The sequence below is a fragment of the Mycolicibacterium arseniciresistens genome (assembly GCF_030519285.1).
GTDB classification, from domain to species: domain Bacteria; phylum Actinomycetota; class Actinomycetes; order Mycobacteriales; family Mycobacteriaceae; genus Mycobacterium; species Mycobacterium arseniciresistens.
The window spans coordinates 1-16,436 of the sequence record NZ_JAUMSQ010000206.1; the positions used below are offsets into that span (position 1 = coordinate 1).

A 16,436-nucleotide genomic window follows, 5' to 3' on the forward strand; every position below is an offset into this window, starting at 1 on the left:
ACGCGCCACATCGGCCCACTCTGCGCCGCGCTTGCCTGCGACCTCGGCGAGTTCGGCGCCGCGCTCACGCGCGATCTGTGCGAGCTCCCGGCTGCGCTCGGCGCTGACGTGCAGGCCGTGGCCGACCTTCTCGGCGAGTTCGCTGTCGGTCAGCGAGTTGCTCGCGGCCGCGCCCACCGGCAGCGCGGAGGTGACGGCCACGGAGACCTTGCGTGCGGCGCGGCGGCCGCGCCAGCCGAGGGACGGCTTGCCCTCGGTGTCGACGGCGGCGATGATCAGGCCGCCGATGAGGCTGATGTCGGTGAGGAACGCGCGCCGCTCGTCGGCCTTGCGCCCCGGCTCGGTCTCGGTCCAGAAGGCGTGAGCGCCGAGGCTTCCCGGCACCACGCTGAGGGCCAGTGCGGCCGAGGCGAAGCGCGGCAGCTTGCCCGTCGCCAGCAGCAGGCCGCCTCCGATCTGGACAGCCGCGGTGACCTTGGCGACCGTCTCGGCGTCGGACGGCACATTGGGGCCGACCGGATCGGGCAGCTTGCTCAGGCCGTCGAGTGTCGGTCGGGCGGCGTCGGCGGCGGGCTTGGGGCTCCGCAGCGCGTCTACGCCGCGCCCGATGAAAACGGCGGACAACATGGGGCGCGCGACTCGTCGAATCAACATGGCCCGGGGGTTCCCCCGGCATCCGCTTCACAAACCCTGATCTGCCTCAATACGACGTGTCGGTCTTCCGTCGTCCCCACAGCGGCAGCGCGAACCAGAAGGTGTTCAGCGCCAGCAACGTCGCGCCACCGGCGATCCACGCACCGGTCCGCCCGGCGACGGTATCGAAGATGACGACGGCGACTCCGGTGAGTGCGGCGCCCAGGAGCAGCAGGCCCCATATCGCGTACCGGTGCGAGGCGGCGACCAACGCCTCCATCCGGTGTCGCCGGAACAGCAACCGGTGCATGCCGACCGGCGCCACCAGCAACACCGTGGCGCCCACCGAACAGGCCACGGTGATCAGGTACACCAGCCGCATCACCGCGTCGAGCTGAGGGAACCTCGCCTGGAACGGCAGCGTCAGCAGGAAGCCCGTCAGCAGCTGCACCCCGGTCTGCGCCACCCGGAGTTCCTGCAGCAGGCTCGACCAGTTGCGGTCCAGCCGCTGCGCCTCGGTCTCCTCGCGATCGGCATCCCACCTCTCGGCGCCCGGACGCTCGGTGTCCACAACGGCATTCTCGCAGCCGGCGCACCCCCGAGTTCCCGGCTTCGGCGAAGTCAGCCGACGCGGTACTTGAGCAAGGTGACACCCGAGGGGAAGGTGCGCGCCGGCTCGAGCACCGAGAGCCGGGGGAGTGTGAGGCCGTCGGGGACCAGCCGCCGTCCGCGGCCCTGCACCGTCGGGTAGACGTTCAGCCGGAGCTCGTCGACCGCTCCGGCCGCCATGAGCGCATGGGCGAGCGAGATGCTGCCGGTCAGCACGATGTCGCGGCCCGGTGCGGCCTTCAGCGCAGCCACCTCGGCCACCGGATCCCCACGCAGCACCGTCGAGTTCGCCCAGCCCGGATCCCCCAGTGTGGAGGACACCACGTACTTGGCGACCTGGTTGAGGTAGTCGGTGACGCCGGTGCTGTCGTCGGTCTGCTCGGGCCAGTACCCCCGGAAGTCCTCGAACGTCCGCCGTCCGAGCAGCAGCGCGTCGGACTCCCGGTCCTGGCGGTGCGTCTCGTCGAGAAGTTCCTGATCCTGCAGCTGCGGGTCGAACCAGTCGTCGAGCATCTCGATCGATCCGTCCAGCGTGGCGTTCTGGGTGATGACGAGTTTTCGCATACCGGTACCGACCCGCACAGCGTCCGGGAATCATCGGCCCGGCTGACTAGGCTGGGACATTCGACCGGACTCGAGGAGGTAGCGGTGACGCTCGTTGCGGGATTCGACTCGTCGACGCAGTCCTGCAAGGTCGTCATCTGCGATGCCGAGAGCGGTGAGGTGGTGCGCGCGGCGTCGTCGCCGCATCCCGACGGCACGGAGGTCGACCCGCAGCTGTGGTGGTCGGCGTTGCAGGCCACCGTCAGTGCCGCCGGCGGCCTCGACGACGTCGCCGCCGTTTCGGTCGGCGCGCAACAACACGGCATGGTGTGTCTGGACGAGCACGGTTCGGTGGTGCGGAATGCCCTGCTGTGGAACGACACCCGATCCGCGGCAGCGGCCGCGGATCTGGTCGGCGACCTCGGCGGCGGCGCCGCATGGGCGGACCGCATCGGCGTGGTCCCGGTGGCGTCGATCACCGCGGCGAAACTCCGCTGGCTCGCCGATGCCGAACCGGCACACGCCGATGCGACCGCGGCGGTGTGCCTGCCGCACGACTGGTTGACGTGGCGGCTGTCCGGTTCGACCGACATCGCCGACCTGCGTACCGACCGCAGTGACGCCAGCGGCACCGGGTACTTCTCGGCGGAGCGCGACGCCTACGACCGCGATCTCCTCGAGCTGGCCATGCGGGGCCGCAATCCGTCGTTGCCGGTCGTGCTCGGTCCGCACGACGAGGCCGGCCGCACAACGGCCGGCGCAGTGCTCGGGCCCGGCGCGGGGGACAACGCCGCCGCGGCGTTGGGGCTCGGCGCCCAGCCGGGGGACTGCGTGATCTCCGTGGGGACCTCGGGCGTGGTCAGCGCGGTCGGCCACACCGCACCCCATGACGCCGAAGGCATCGTCGCGGGTTTCGCCGATGCCACCGGCCGGCAGTTGCCCCTGGTGTGCACACTCAACGGCGCACCGGTGCTGGCCGCGGTCGCCGCGCTGCTCCGGGTGGACTTCGACGAGCTCGACCGGTTGGCGCTGTCGGCGCCGCCGGGAGCCGAGGGTCTCACGCTGGTGCCGTACCTGGACGGCGAGCGCTCACCGAATCTGCCGGAGTCGGCGGGCGCCCTGCACGGGGCGACGACCCGGAACCTCACCTCCGCCAACATGGCGCGGGCGGCCGTCGAAGGACTGCTGGCGTCGCTGGCCTACTGCATCGACAAGATCGCGGCGCAGGGGGTCGCGGTGGAGCGCATCATCCTGGTGGGCGGCGGGGCACGATCCGGGGCCGTCCGCAAGATCGCACCCGCGATCTGGGGCAGGCCGGTGCACGTTCCCACCCCCGGGGAGTATGTGGCGCTCGGCGCTGCCCGGCAGGCGGCGTGGACGCTCGCCGCCGCTGGTGAGCCGCCGCAGTGGTCCTTCGGCATCACGGCCTCCTACACCGCCGACGCCACCCCTGCTGTGCTGGATCAGTACCGCGCCGCGCAGCCGCTGACCCTCGGGCAGTGACGCAAAATCAGTGCGGCTAGTGCATTCCGGTCGCGTCACTGGCGGGCCGCCGGCCTCGGCCACGATTCGGCAGGCACCGGGCGGGTCCGCGGCCGTAACCGGTCGAGCACCAGCCGCAGGGGCGGCCACGTCGAGCGGCCGCGCCGCGTGACGGCGAACGCGGTCAGTATGACGGCGGGTTCGGTCAGCGGCAGCACCCGCACTCCGGGTCCCGTCGGCCGGTGCACGGGCAGCAGTCCGACGCCGTAGCCGGTCCGGATCAGGTCCTCGACGAGCTCGAGGCTGTCGATCTGGTGGGCGATGGTCGGTGTGAAACCGGCCAGCGACGCCAGCGTGCGGACAGCGTCCTCGTCGGCGGTGTTGCGGGAGTTGACGATCCAGCGGCGATCGGCGAAGTCGCGGAGATCCGCGATGTCGCTGGGGTCGTCGTCGGGCACTCCGAGGCCCCAGGGTGTCGACCACAGTGGCACCGCCTCCAGGACGGCGTCCGGCGATGCCGGCGCGAGGTCGTACTCGTAGGTCAGCGCCAGGTCGAGGTCGTCGTCGGCGAGCAGACGGAACGCCTCGATCGGCTCGTATTCGCTGATCACCACGTCGACCTGGGGATGGCTGCGGGACAGTTCGTCGAGGATCGGCAACAGCGAGACCCGGATCCCGGTGGCGAACCCGCCGACGCGCAGCGTGCCCGCCGGGTCGGCTTCGGGGTCGAGGTCGAGGCGCGCGGCGTCGACCGCCGCCAGGATCGTCACGGCGTGGTCGGCCAGTCGCCGCCCGGCCGGGGTGAGCCGCACGCGCCGGCCGTCGGGTTCGATGAGCCGGGTGTCGGTGTCCCTGGCCAGTGCGGCCAACTGCTGTGACACCGTCGACGTGGTGAGTCCGTGTGCGTCGGCGACCGCCCGCATCGAGCCGAGCCGCGACAGCGCCAGCAGCAGTTGCAGCCGGCGGGTGTCCATCCGCCGATTGTCCGGGAACACCGCAGTATGTGTCCAGCACCGTCCAGTGATGATGAACGATCAGCACTGTGCGAAGATGCCCCGGTGACCCGACCCGCACACTTCACGCAGCTCGACCAGGATCGCTTCCAACCTACGCGGTTCGCCCAAAGTCACTGGGGTGCCGACCATCTCAACGGTCCCGCGGTCGTCGGCCTGGCTGCCCGTGCGCTCGAGACACAGTTCGGGTCGCCGGAGCTGATGCCGGCAAGGCTCACCGTCGACCTCTTCCGCGCCGCGAAAGGAGTGCCGACCGAGACCGTCACGCGACTGGTCCGCGACGGCAGGCGGGTGCGCAACGCGGAGTGCGAGATCGTGCAGGGCGGCGTGACGGTGGCTCGCGCGACGCTGGTGCAGTACCGCCGTGGCGCACCGCCGCGCGGCGAGGAGTGGACGGCCGCAATGGATTTCGAACCACCGGCCGATCTGGACCAGGGCAGGCCGATCAACATCGGCAGTGACGGGGTGGGCTGGTCGCATGCGATCGTCGACCATCAGAACGCCGCCCGCAAGCGTACCGTCAACCGCACCGCCGACGTGGTCGAGGGCACCGACAACACGCCGTTCGTCCGGGCGGCCATGGTGGCCGAGGGCACGAGCCTGGTGACCAACCTGGGCACCGCCGGTGTCGGCTACATCAACGGCGACCTCACCGTGGCGCTGGCGCGGCTGCCGGTCGACGACTGGGTGGGGGTGCAGGCCGACGCCCACTGGGCCGACGACGGCGTCGCGGTCGGCACGGCCACCCTTTTCGACCACCTCGGCGCATTCGGCACGGGCGTGGTGACCGCGATCGGCAATCCCGACGCGCAGATCGACTTCTCCGACGATCCGTTCCCGTCCCGCACCCACTGATCGGCCCACGCCTGCGTAGGCCCACCGCGTAGGGTCGGGACCGTGGATCTGCTGCTCGGAATCGACATGGGCACGGGAAGCACCAAAGGCGTGCTGGTCGACGCCGAAGGATCGGTGATCGCGTCGGAGACGATCGCACACGCGATGAGCCTGCCGCGCCCGGGATGGGCGGAGGTCGACGCCGAGGGCCTGTGGTGGAGTGAGGTCTGCCGGATCAGCACCGCGTTGACGGCGCAACTGCCCGACGGCGCCGCGGTGGCCGGTATGTGTGTCAGCGGTGTCGGGCCGTGCCTGGTGCTGTGCGACGGTGACCTGCGACCGCTGCGGCCGGCGATCCTGTACGGCGTCGACACCCGGGCAACCGACGAGATCGCCTCGCTGACAGCCGAACTGGGGGAGCAGGCGATCCTCGAGCGTGCCGGCACCCTGCTGTCGAGCCAGGCCGTAGGGCCCAAGCTGGAGTGGGTCCGCCGTCACGAGCCGGAAGTCTTCGAACGTGCCGCCGGCTGGTACGGATCGAACTCCTACATCGCGGCGAAGCTCACCGGCGAGTACGTGATGGACCACCACACCGCCAGCCAGTGCGATCCGATGTACGCCACCCGCGAGTTCGCCTGGAACGACGAATGGGCGCGCCGGATCTGCGGACATCTGCCGCTGCCGAGGCTGGTCTGGCCCAGCGACGTGGTGGGCCGGGTGACCCCGGCGGCGGCCGAGGCCACCGGCGTGCCCGCGGGCACACCCGTGGCGGCAGGCACGGTCGACGCCTACTCGGAGGCGTTCTCGGTGGGCGTCCGGCGTCCGGGCGATCAGATGCTGATGTACGGGTCGACGATGTTCCTGGTGCAGGTCATCGACACCTATCACAGCGATCCGGCGCTGTGGACCACAGCCGGCGTCGAACCCGACACACTGGCGCTGGCCGCGGGCACCTCCACGGCGGGCAGCCTCATCGGGTGGCTGCAGAACATCACCGGCGGCGCCAGTTTCGACGATCTGATGGCCGAGGCGCGCAGCGTGCCGCCCGGCAGCGACGGGCTGCTGATGCTGCCGTACCTCGCGGGGGAGCGCACGCCGGTGTTCGACCCACAGGCCCGCGGCGTGGTCGCGGGGCTGACGTTGCGCCACAGCCGCGGTCACCTGTTCCGGGCGGCCTACGAGGGCATCTCGTTCGGTATCCGGCAGATCCTGGAGAAGTTCGACGACGCCCACTCGGCGGCCCGCACGGTGGCGGTCGGCGGCGGCCTGCGCAGTCCCGTGTGGGCGCAGACGCTGTCCGACATCACCGGTCGCCCGCAGCAGGTCCCCGAGCAGGCGATCGGCGCGAGTTACGGCGACGCGCTGCTGGCCGCGATCGGCATCGGCCTCGTGCCGCCGAGCACCGACTGGGCAAGGATCGCCAGGGAGATCGAACCCGATCCCGCCAACCGGGCCCGCTACGACGATCTTTACGGGACCTGGCTGGAGCTGTACCCGGCCACCCGCGAGCAGGTGCACCGGCTCGCGGCCACCGAACGGCGCGATCAGCCCATCGTGTAGCCGCCGTCGAGCGGCAGGTCGACACCGTTGACCATGCTGGCGGCGTCGGACGCCAGCCACACCACCGCGTCGGACACCTCGTGCGGAACGGCGAAGCGGCCCAGCGGGATACGCGCGAGCATGGGAGCCGCCTTGGCGTCCTCGCCCCACACCCGCTGCCCCATCTCGGTCAGCACGACCGTCGGGCACACCGAGTTGGCCCGGATGCCGTGCGGACCGAGTTCGCGGGCGAGCACCTTGGTCGCCATGACGAGCCCTGCCTTCGACGCGCAGTACGCGTAGTGGTCGGGCAGTGGCGCCAGCGCCGCGGCGGAGGCGACGGTGATGATGGCGCCGCCGGTGCCCTGCCGGACCATCGCCGCACCGACGGCGGCGGCCAGCAGCGCAGGCGCCCGCAGGTTGACGGCGATGGTGGCGTCGAACAGGGCGGGATCGGTGTCGACGACCGGCTGGGGATGGGAGATGCCGGCGTTGTTGACCAGCACGTCGAGGCCACCGAAGGCTTCGGCGGCGAGCCCGGCGAGCATGTCCGGTCCGTCCGGCCGCGCGAGATCGACTGCGGCGGTGCGCACCTCGGCTCCGTAGCGGTCCGACAGCGTGGCGCGTGCCGCATCCAGTTCGCCCTCGTCGCGGCCGCTGAGCACCAGGTGTGCACCGGCGGCGGCGAAGGCCCGCGCGATGTCCGCGCCGATGCCCTTGGTCGCGCCGGTGACCAGGGCACGCTTGCCGTCCAGGCGCAGCACTCCGGCGTAGCGCGCATCGGCGGTCGTGGTCACGGGTGTCCTTTCACAACGGCGGTCAGGCGGCGTGGTCGATGGCGTCGAGGATCGCCGCGGCCGTCGCCGGATCGGTGACGAGCTGATTGAAGTAACCGCCGCGGGCGCCGGCGATGATCGACTCGACTTTGTCCGGCCCGACGGCCACGGCGATGGTGACCGGGATGTGGCGCAGGGCGTCGAGTTCGACGGCGATCAACCGGTCGCTGCCGTCGAACTCGACCGGTTCGCCGTCGCGGTCGTAGAACCGGGAGCAGACGTCACCCACCGCGGCGCGCAGCGAGGTGGAGCGGGTGGGCACGAACCGGGGGATGTCCGACCGCATCAGGGGAGGCGCCCCCACGCCCATGAGCGCGCACCGGGCGTGTGGCCACAGATGCAGCACCCGCTGGATGCTCGGGTCGTTGAGCAGCGACGGATACAGGTCGGCACCCGGAAGTGCAGGGGCGAACAGGTAATTGGGCCTGCCGTTGACGCGGTTGGCGACCAGCCGGGTGATCTCGTTGGTCTGGTACCACTCTTCGGGCTGGTCGTTGCCGCCCACGGTCGGGGCGACGAGGACCCCGGGCAGTGCGTGCATCTCGTACTGCGCCACTTCGTAGACGGTGCGTCCCGACGACACCAGCAGCACGTCGCCGGGCAGCAGTCCCGCCGCGCCGAGCGCGCGACCGACCGCCGGTGCCAGTGCGGCGCCCATCACGTCGACGATCGTCCGGCCCGGTCCCGGATTCGGCAACGGGTGACTGAGGAACACCGTCGTCAGCGCCAGCGCGCGCATCAGCCGGTCGCTCAGATCGCCGGTGGCGACCTCGGCCGGTGGGACGACCTCGATGCGGACGATGCCGCGTCGTTTGGCTTCGGCCAGAAGGCGACTCACCGTCGCACGGCTGGTGCCGAGCTGGGCGGCCACGTCGGCCTGGGTGGCGTCCTCGGTGTAGTAGAGCTTGGCCGCGGTGTACAGCAGCGACGCCGAGAAGTGGCCGGCGTCGGCGTCGGCGGCGGCACCGTCGACACCGGCCGGGCTGACGGGCTGTGCGGGCCGGGGCACGCACCGAGTATGCCATCGACACGCAGGTTGAACACCTGTTCCTGAACAAATTTTCTCTGAACAAGTGTTCTGGACATATGTGCATAGGTTGGTTAGTGTGACTGCAACCACATCCCGAGGAGCCGCGATGACCGCACAGATTCCCGAGAAGATGCAGGCAGTGGTGTGCCACGGCCCGCACGACTACCGACTCGAGGAAGTCGCCGTGCCCCAGCGCGGTCCCGGGGAAGCGCTCATCCGGGTCGAGGCGGTGGGCATCTGTGCCAGTGACCTGAAGTGCTACCACGGCGCCGCCAAGTTCTGGGGCGACGAGAACCGCCCGGCCTGGGCCGAGACCATGGTGATCCCGGGGCACGAATTCGTCGGCCGGGTGGTCGAACTCGACGACGAGGCCGCGCAGCGCTGGGGGATCGCGGTCGGTGACAGGGTGGTCTCCGAGCAGATCGTGCCCTGCTGGGAGTGCCGCTTCTGCAAACGCGGCCAGTACCACATGTGCCAGCCGCACGACCTCTACGGCTTCAAGCGCCGCACACCCGGGGCAATGGCCAGCTACATGGTCTATCCGGCGGAAGCACTGGTGCACAAGGTGTCCGGCGATGTCGCCCCCGCGCACGCGGCGTTCGCCGAGCCGCTGTCATGCGCCCTGCACGCCGTCGAGCGCGCGCAGATCACCTTCGAGGACACCGTGGTGGTCGCCGGTTGCGGCCCGATCGGCCTCGGCATGGTCGCCGGTGCACGCGCCAAGAACCCGATGCGGGTGATCGCGCTGGACATGGCGCCCGAGAAGCTGGAACTGGCCGCCCGGTGTGGCGCCGACCTGACCATCAACATCGCCGAACAGGACGCCGAGCAGATCGTCAAGGACCTGACCGAGGGCTACGGCGCGGACGTCTACCTCGAGGGCACCGGCCACACCTCCGCAGTGCCGCAGGGGCTGAACCTGCTGCGCAAGCTCGGCCGCTACGTCGAGTACGGCGTCTTCGGCAGCGACGTCACCGTGGACTGGAGCATCATCAGCGACGACAAGGAGCTCGACGTCCTCGGCGCTCACCTCGGCCCGTACTGCTGGCCGGCCGCCATCAAGATGATCGAGTCCGGTGTGCTGCCGATGGAGCAGATCTGCACCCACCAGTTGCCGCTCACCGACTTCCAGAAGGGCCTGGACCTGGTGGCGAGCGGCAAGGAGTCCGTCAAGGTCTCGTTGATCCCGGCCTGATCGAGCGAAGGACCGAAGACATGAGTCGATTCAATCCCTCGGGTCCGCGGATGACGCGGCGCGACATGTTGACCGCGATGGGCATCGCCGGAGCCGCCGCGGCGAGCCTGCCGGTGCTGTCGGCCTGCGGCGTGGGCGGCAAGGCCGGTGCGCCGAACGGGGCGTCGGAGATCAGCGGCGGATTCGACTGGCGCAAGGCGGCGGGGTCGACGATCAACATCCTGCAGACCCCGCACCCCTACCAGCTGTCGTATCAGCCACTGCTGCAGGAGTTCACCGACCTCACCGGTATCAACGTCAACGTCGACCTGGTGCCCGAGGCCGACTACTTCACCAAGTTGAACACCGAGCTCGCCGGCGGTTCGGGCAAGCACGACGCGTTCATGCTCGGTGCGTACTTCATCTGGCAGTACGGCCCGCCCGGCTGGATCGAAGACCTCGACCCCTGGCTGAAGAACAGCTCCGCCACCAGCGCGGAGTACGACTTCGAGGACATCTTCGACGGGCTGCGCACCTCCACCCGGTGGGACTTCACCCTCGGAAACCCGTTGGGCACCGGCGGACAGTGGGCGATCCCGTGGGGGTTCGAGAACAACGTGGTGGCCTACAACAAGCGGGTCTTCGACGAGAAGGGCATCAAGAAGCTGCCCGACAACCTCGACGACTTCATCCAGCTCGCCGTCGACCTCACCGACCGCTCGGAGAACCGGTACGGCCTGTCCACCCGCGGATCCAAGTCGTGGGCGACGATCCATCCCGGCTTCATGACCCAGTACACCCGCCAGGGTGCGGTCGACTACACGTTCAACGGTTCCGAACTGGTCGCCGAAATGGACAGCGACAAGGCCATCGACTTCACCAACAAGTGGATCGACCTCCAGCACCGGGCCGGGCCGACGTCGTGGACCACCTACGACTACCCGAATGCCACCGGCGATCTCGGCGACGGCAAGGCGATGATGGTGTTCGACGCCGACAGCGCCACCTACCCGAAGAACAAGCCGGGAGCGAGCAAGGAGGCGGGCAACATCGCGTGGTACGCGGGACCCGCAGGGCCCGACGGCAACTACAAGACGAATCTCTGGACGTGGAGCTGGGCGATGAGCTCGGCATCGCGGAACAAGCTGCCGGCCTGGCTCTTCATCCAGTGGGCCACCGGCAAGGAGTCCATGAACAAGGCCGTCCAGGGCGGCACCTACGCCGATCCGGTGCGGAAGTCGGTGTTCGACACCACCTTCAAACGGGTCGCCGCCGATCAGTTCGGCTACCTCGAGGCGTTCGAGACGGTGATCGGGGAGTCGAAGATCCAGTTCACCCCGCAGAAGAAGTTCTTCGACACCACGCAGAGCTGGGCGGTGGCGCTGCAGGACATCTACGGCGGTGACGACGCGGCGACCCGGCTGCGCAGCCTCGCCAAGACCAACACCTCCAAGGTCAACCTCTAGGAGCGCTGGCGCACATGACAACTCAGACCCCCAAGGCTCCGGAGACGTCGCCGGAGCAGTCGGCTCGGACTCCGGGGCGCGACCTGCCCGAGGTGCCGACGTGGCGCCGCAGGCTGCGGCCGTACCTGCTCTCGATCCCGGCCCTGGTGATCGTCATCGGGATCCTCTATCCGTTCGCCGTCGGCGCGTACTACGCCTTCCTCAACTACGCCGCGGTCAACCCCGACCCGCACTTCGTCTGGTTCCAGAACTTCGCCTCGGTGCTCGGCGATCAGGTGTTCTGGCGCAGCGTGCAGGTCACCGCGATCTTCGCGGTGCTCGCCACGGCGATCGAGACCGTGCTCGGTGTCGGGTTGGCGCTGCTGCTCAACCGGTCGTCGATCATCGGCAAGATCTTCGAGAAGGTGTTGATCCTGCCGCTGATGATCGCCCCGGTGATCGCGGGCGTCATCTGGAAGCTGATGTTCAACCCGCAGTTCGGCATCCTCAACCACGTTCTCGGACTGGGTAACACCTTCGATTGGCTGTCGGCGGGCAACGCGCTGTTCTCGGTGATCCTGGTCGACATCTGGATCTTCACCCCGTTCGTGGCGATCCTGGTGCTCGCGGGTATCCGGTCACTGCCCAGGGAGCCGTTCGAGGCGTCCGAGGTCGACGGCGCGGGCTGGTTCTACATGTTCCGCAAGCTGATGCTGCCGATGCTGTGGCCCTACATCCTGGTCGCCGTCATCTTCCGGTTCATGGACAACCTCAAGGTGTTCGACCACATCTACGTGCTCACCGCGGGCGGCCCGGGCGTGGCCACCCGCACCCTGCAGATCGGCGCGTTCGAGGACTCGATCATCAACCTCGACTACTCCCGCGGCAGCACCTACATGCTGCTGCTCTGGATCATCGTGTTCATCACCGCGCGCTACCTGGTGAGCGTGCTCGGCAAGGCGCAGCGTCGTGCTGCCGGAGCGGAGTCCTGAAGAGATGGCACTCAAGTTGAGCCGGGCCGAACTCCTCCCGGGCCAGAAGCGGATGTCGATCGGCGCGGTGGCCGCCGACGTCGGACTGGTGTTCTGGTTCCTGTTCTCGCTGTTCCCCATCTTCTGGATGCTGATGCTGGCCCTGAAGAACGCCGAGCAGCAGACCACCACCTACTTCTCGTTCAGCCCGACGTGGTCGAACTTCGCCACGGTGCTGTCCGAGAAGGGCACCCAGATGACCAGCGTCGACTTCAAGGCGTCACTGCTGACCAGCCTGCTCAACTGCGGTGGCGCGGTGCTCGTCTCGCTGATCATCGGCATTCCCGCCGCCTACGCCGCCGGCCGCTGGCAGTACCGGGGCTCCAACGACCTGATGTTCCAGATGCTGTCGTTCCGCTTCGCACCGGAACTGATGGTCATCGTGCCGCTGTTCGTGATCTACAACCAGATCGGCCTGTTCGACACCAAGGTCGGCATGATCTGGGTGCTGCAGCTGGTCACGATGCCGCTGGTGGTGTGGATCCTGCGGTCCTACTTCCAGGACCTGCCGGAGGATCTCGAGCAGGCGGCGCTGCTCGACGGCTACACCCGCAGGCGCGCCTTCATGATGGTCGCACTGCCCATCGTGCGGCCGGGTATCGCCGCGGCGGCGCTGCTGGCGTTCATCTTCGCCTGGAACAACTACGTGTTCCCGCTCATCCTGGCCGACAGCAATGCCGGCACCGTCACCGTGGCGATCACGAAGTTCCTCGGCGGCGGCGGCCAGGCGTACTACAACCTCACGGCCGCGGCGGCGATCATTGCGGCTCTCCCGCCCCTCATCCTGGCGCTGACCATTCAGCGCTACCTGGTCCGGGGCCTGTCGTTCGGGGCGGTGAAAGCCTGATGGCCACGGTATCGGTTGTCGATCTGCACAAGTCGTTCGGAAAAACTCACGCGGTCAACGGGATATCCGTCGACATCGAGGACGGCGAGTTCTTCGTCATCCTCGGGCCCAGCGGCGCGGGAAAGACCACGACGCTCAAGTCGATCGCCGGCCTGGTCGACATCGACGGCGGGTCGGTGGCGATCGGCGGCCGGGACGTCACCCGGGTGGAGCCGTATCACCGCAACGTCGCGATGGCCTTCGAGAGCTACGCGCTGTACCCGCAGAAGACGGTCAGCGAGAACCTCGCCTCGCCGCTGAAATCGGGCAGGACGGGCCGCTACACCGAGGCGCAGCGCACCGAGCGGATCGACCAGGTCACCACCACGCTGGGGATCAACCACCTGCTCGCACGGTTCCCACGCGAGCTGTCCAACGGCCAGCGCCAGCGCGTCGCCCTGGGCCGGGTGCTGGTGCGGCCCGCCGACATCTACCTGCTCGACGAACCACTCAGCCACCTCGACGCCAAGCTGCGGGCCTCGATGCGGGCCGAGCTAAAACAACTGGGCGCGATGTCGAACACCACCACGCTCTACGTCACCCACGACTACCAGGAGGCGCTCGCGCTGGGCGATCGCATTGCGGTGATGCGCGAGGGCACCCTCGTCCAGATCGGCACTCCGGAGGAGATCTGGCGGCGACCGGCGGACACCTTCGTCGCCAAGGCGCTGGGGCAGCCGGAGATCAACCTCCTCGACGGCGTCGTCGACGACGGCCGGATCCGGCTGGGCGACGGCTCGTTCGACGTGCCGGTGCCCGCAGGCACCACGGTCGACCGGGGTGACCGCGTGCGGGTCGGACTGCGGCCCTGCGATATCCACGTCACCCCCGGTGCGGGCGCACTGCGCGGCAGGGTGACGCTCGCCGAGCGACTCGGCCGCAACGTCGAACTGGCCGTCGAGGTCGGGGGAGTGCCCCTGATCGTGCTGGCGTCCGGACGGGAGGGCGTCGACGAGGGCGCCGAGATCACCATGTCCGTTGCGGATGGCGACGTCCACGTGTTCTCCGCCGGTGACGGCGACACCGAACGGCTCGGCGCCGAGAAGATGCTGGAGGCGATGAAGTGACGGCAACGATGAACTCCCCGATGACCACGACCGCACAGAGCCTCACCCTCACCGACCTGGTCAAGACGTACATGGCGCGGGGCCGCGAGAGCTTCCAGGCGGTCAAGGGCATCAACCTCGACATCGCTCCCGGCGAGCTGATCGCCCTGCTGGGACCCTCGGGCTGCGGCAAGACGACCACCCTGCGGATGATCGCCGGACTGGAGACCGTCACCAGTGGGTCCATCAAGATCGGCGAACGGGAGATCTCCCAGCTGCCCGCGGCCAAGCGCGGCATCGGTGTCGGCTTCGAGAGCTACGCGCTGTACCCGCCGATGTCGGTGCGCGACAACCTGCTCTACGGACTGAAGGCACGCAAGGTCAAGGGCGCCGAGCAGATGGTCGACTCCATCAGCGAGCGGCTCGAGATGCGCGACATGATGAACCTGCGGCCGGCGGGGCTGTCCAGCGGTCAGAAGCAACGGGTGGCGTTGGCGCGCGCGCTGGTCCGCAACCCGCCGGTGCTGCTGCTCGACGAACCGCTCAGCCACCTCGACGCCTCGGCGCGGCAGCGGGTGCGGCGTGAACTGAAGGTGCTGCAGCGCGAATTCGGCTACACCACCATCGTCGTCACCCATGACCAGGTCGAAGCGCTGTCGCTGGCCGACCGCCTCGCCGTGATGGACGCCGGCGTGGTCCAGCAGTTCGGCACGCCGGACGAGGTGTTCGACGACCCGGCGAACCTGTTCGTCGCGCAGTTCGTCGGCGAACCACAGATCAACGTGCTGCGCGGCACCGCCCGCACGGTCGACGGCCGGGTGCGGGTCGAGATCGGCAGGGACGCAGGCACTCTGGACACCACCGTGACCGGCATCGCCGACGGCACGAAGGTCAGTGTCGGCGTCCGCCCGCAGGATTGCGCGATCACCGCCGACCCCTCCCGCGGCGTCGCCGCCACGATCGCGTACTTCGAGCACCTGCTCGAGTTCGGCCTGGCCACCAGCACCGTCGCCGGGATGGAGGAGGGCATCGTGGTCCAGACGCCGGCCGCGGAGAGCTACGAGCCCGAGCAGCAGGTGACCGTCACCGCACCGCCCGAGCGGGTCTACCTGTTCGATGTCGAGTCGGGAGACCGGCTGCGATGACCAAGCTCTTCAACGACCCGGCGCGGTTCACCGAGGACATGCTCGTCGGGTTCCTCGACGCCAACGCCCGCTACGTCGTCGGCGTGCCCGGCGGAGTGGTGCGCGCGCAGCAGACCCGGCCCGGCAAGGTCGCCGTCGTCATCGGCGGCGGATCCGGCCACTACCCGGCGTTCTGCGGCACGGTGGGAACCGGCTTCGCCGACGGCGCCGTGGTCGGCAACATCTTCACCTCCCCGTCGGCCGAGGAGGCGGCGTCGGTGGCGCGCGCCGCGCACGGCGACGCCGGTGTGCTGCTCACCACCGGGAACTACGCCGGCGACGTGATGAACTTCGGCCTGGCGGTGACACAGCTGCGCGGCGAGGGCATCGACGCGCATTACTTCGCCGTCACCGACGACGTCGCCAGTGCCCCGAAGGGCGAGGAGTCCAAGAGACGCGGCATCGCAGGCGATTTCACCGTCTTCAAGTGCGCGAGCGCCGCTGCCGAGGAGGGTCTCGACCTGGCCGGTGTGGTCGCGGTCGCCGAAGCCGCGAACGCCGCCACACGCACCCTCGGCGTGGCGTTCGACGGCTGCACGCTGCCGGGCGCCGATCACCCGCTGTTCACCGTGCCCGAGGGCACGATGGGCGTCGGGCTCGGCATCCACGGCGAACCGGGCGTGGCCGAGGAGTCGATGCCGACCGCGGCGGACCTGGCTGTCACCCTCGTCGACGGCGTGCTGGCGGAGAAACCGGGCAATGCCCGGGAGCGGATCGCGGTGATCCTCAACGGGCTCGGCCGCACCAAGTACGAAGAGCTGTTCGTGGTCTGGGGCGAGGTGGCACGGCTGCTGCGCGAGCGGGGCTACACCGTCGTGGACCCGGAGGTGGGTGAACTCGTCACCAGCCTCGACATGGCGGGCTGCTCACTGACCGTGATGTGGCTGGACGAGACGCTCGAGCGGTACTGGACCGCACCGGCGGACACGCCTGCCTACCGGAAAGGCGCGGTGCCGGTCGGAGAGCAGGGTCCGCGGCGCACGGACACCGACACCGGATCCGCACCCGAGGCGCCGCGGCCGGCCGAACTCTCCGACGACGACAGTCGGTCCGGCGGCCGGCTGGTCGCGAGGGCGCTCGAGGCGATGGCCGACATGCTCGCCGACGCGGAGGACGAACTCGGCCGCATCGACGCGGTCGCCGGCGACGGC

General features: G+C 69.4%; 16 protein-coding genes. 10 read left to right on the top strand and 6 right to left on the bottom strand.

What is annotated here, in order from left to right; all coding sequences use genetic code 11:
• From Q2100_RS21825 to Q2100_RS21835, 3 genes are all read right to left on the bottom strand, one after another.
• The coding region (locus Q2100_RS21825) for a DoxX family protein (protein WP_302915739.1) at positions 1-654 on the bottom strand (654 nt) is incomplete at its 3' end.
• 46 nt (positions 655-700) lie between these two features.
• Positions 701-1,204, bottom strand: coding sequence for a DUF6328 family protein (locus Q2100_RS21830; RefSeq protein WP_302915740.1), 504 nt, complete (start codon positions 1,202-1,204; stop codon positions 701-703).
• A gap of 50 nt (positions 1,205-1,254) precedes the next feature.
• A complete protein-coding gene (locus Q2100_RS21835) occupies positions 1,255-1,806 on the bottom strand; it encodes a dihydrofolate reductase family protein (RefSeq protein ID WP_302915741.1) in 552 nt (183 codons plus the stop codon).
• Between the two features lie 84 nt (positions 1,807-1,890).
• Between Q2100_RS21835 and Q2100_RS21840 the strand changes: the two genes are divergently transcribed.
• Complete coding sequence (locus Q2100_RS21840; protein ID WP_302915742.1) at positions 1,891-3,288, top strand: xylulokinase; 1,398 nt, start codon at positions 1,891-1,893, stop codon at positions 3,286-3,288.
• 35 nt (positions 3,289-3,323) lie between these two features.
• Here the strand turns inward: Q2100_RS21840 and Q2100_RS21845 are convergent, their stop codons facing one another.
• Positions 3,324-4,241: a LysR family transcriptional regulator gene (locus Q2100_RS21845; protein WP_302915743.1), complete on the bottom strand. Its 918-nt coding sequence runs from the start codon at positions 4,239-4,241 to the stop codon at positions 3,324-3,326.
• Between the two features lie 27 nt (positions 4,242-4,268).
• On the opposite strand from Q2100_RS21845, the gene Q2100_RS21850 reads away from it, so the two are divergent.
• A complete protein-coding gene (locus tag Q2100_RS21850) occupies positions 4,269-5,135 on the top strand; it encodes an acyl-CoA thioesterase domain-containing protein (protein WP_302915744.1) in 867 nt (288 codons plus the stop codon).
• 42 nt (positions 5,136-5,177) lie between these two features.
• Positions 5,178-6,674 (top strand): FGGY-family carbohydrate kinase, encoded by a 1,497-nt coding sequence (locus tag Q2100_RS21855; RefSeq protein ID WP_264015775.1) that lies wholly within the window; start codon positions 5,178-5,180, stop codon positions 6,672-6,674.
• Here Q2100_RS21855 and Q2100_RS21860 read toward each other — a convergent pair.
• Together Q2100_RS21860 and Q2100_RS21865 are read right to left on the bottom strand one after the other, a co-directional pair.
• Complete coding sequence (locus tag Q2100_RS21860; RefSeq protein ID WP_302915745.1) at positions 6,659-7,450, bottom strand: SDR family NAD(P)-dependent oxidoreductase; 792 nt, start codon at positions 7,448-7,450, stop codon at positions 6,659-6,661. The genes Q2100_RS21855 and Q2100_RS21860 overlap by 16 nt on opposite strands.
• 22 nt (positions 7,451-7,472) lie before the next feature.
• Positions 7,473-8,498 carry a sugar-binding transcriptional regulator gene (locus Q2100_RS21865; protein ID WP_302915746.1) on the bottom strand — a complete coding sequence of 342 codons (1,026 nt, stop codon included), beginning with the start codon at positions 8,496-8,498 and terminating at the stop codon, positions 7,473-7,475.
• A gap of 127 nt (positions 8,499-8,625) precedes the next feature.
• Here Q2100_RS21865 and eltD point away from each other — a divergent pair, with 127 nt between their 5' ends.
• From eltD to Q2100_RS21900, 7 genes are all read left to right on the top strand, one after another.
• Entirely contained in the window at positions 8,626-9,714 is a 1,089-nt protein-coding gene (gene eltD / locus Q2100_RS21870) for an erythritol/L-threitol dehyrogenase (protein WP_264015778.1), read from the top strand.
• Positions 9,715-9,734: 20 nt separating this feature from the next.
• Positions 9,735-11,159, top strand: coding sequence for an extracellular solute-binding protein (locus Q2100_RS21875; protein WP_302915747.1), 1,425 nt, complete (start codon positions 9,735-9,737; stop codon positions 11,157-11,159).
• A 14-nt stretch (positions 11,160-11,173) separates the two neighbouring features.
• Positions 11,174-12,130, top strand: coding sequence for a carbohydrate ABC transporter permease (locus Q2100_RS21880; protein WP_302915748.1), 957 nt, complete (start codon positions 11,174-11,176; stop codon positions 12,128-12,130).
• Positions 12,131-12,134: 4 nt separating this feature from the next.
• On the top strand, positions 12,135-13,016 hold the full coding sequence (locus Q2100_RS21885) for a carbohydrate ABC transporter permease (protein ID WP_264015781.1): 882 nt from the start codon (positions 12,135-12,137) through the stop codon (positions 13,014-13,016).
• Positions 13,016-14,122 (top strand): ABC transporter ATP-binding protein, encoded by a 1,107-nt coding sequence (locus Q2100_RS21890; RefSeq protein ID WP_264015782.1) that lies wholly within the window; start codon positions 13,016-13,018, stop codon positions 14,120-14,122. Before Q2100_RS21885 ends, Q2100_RS21890 begins: the two co-directional genes overlap by 1 nt.
• Before the next feature lie 20 nt (positions 14,123-14,142).
• A complete protein-coding gene (locus Q2100_RS21895) occupies positions 14,143-15,246 on the top strand; it encodes an ABC transporter ATP-binding protein (RefSeq protein WP_302915749.1) in 1,104 nt (367 codons plus the stop codon).
• On the top strand, positions 15,243-16,436 hold a 1,194-nt coding region (locus Q2100_RS21900; RefSeq protein WP_302915750.1), incomplete at its 3' end, for a dihydroxyacetone kinase family protein. The genes Q2100_RS21895 and Q2100_RS21900, both read left to right, overlap by 4 nt.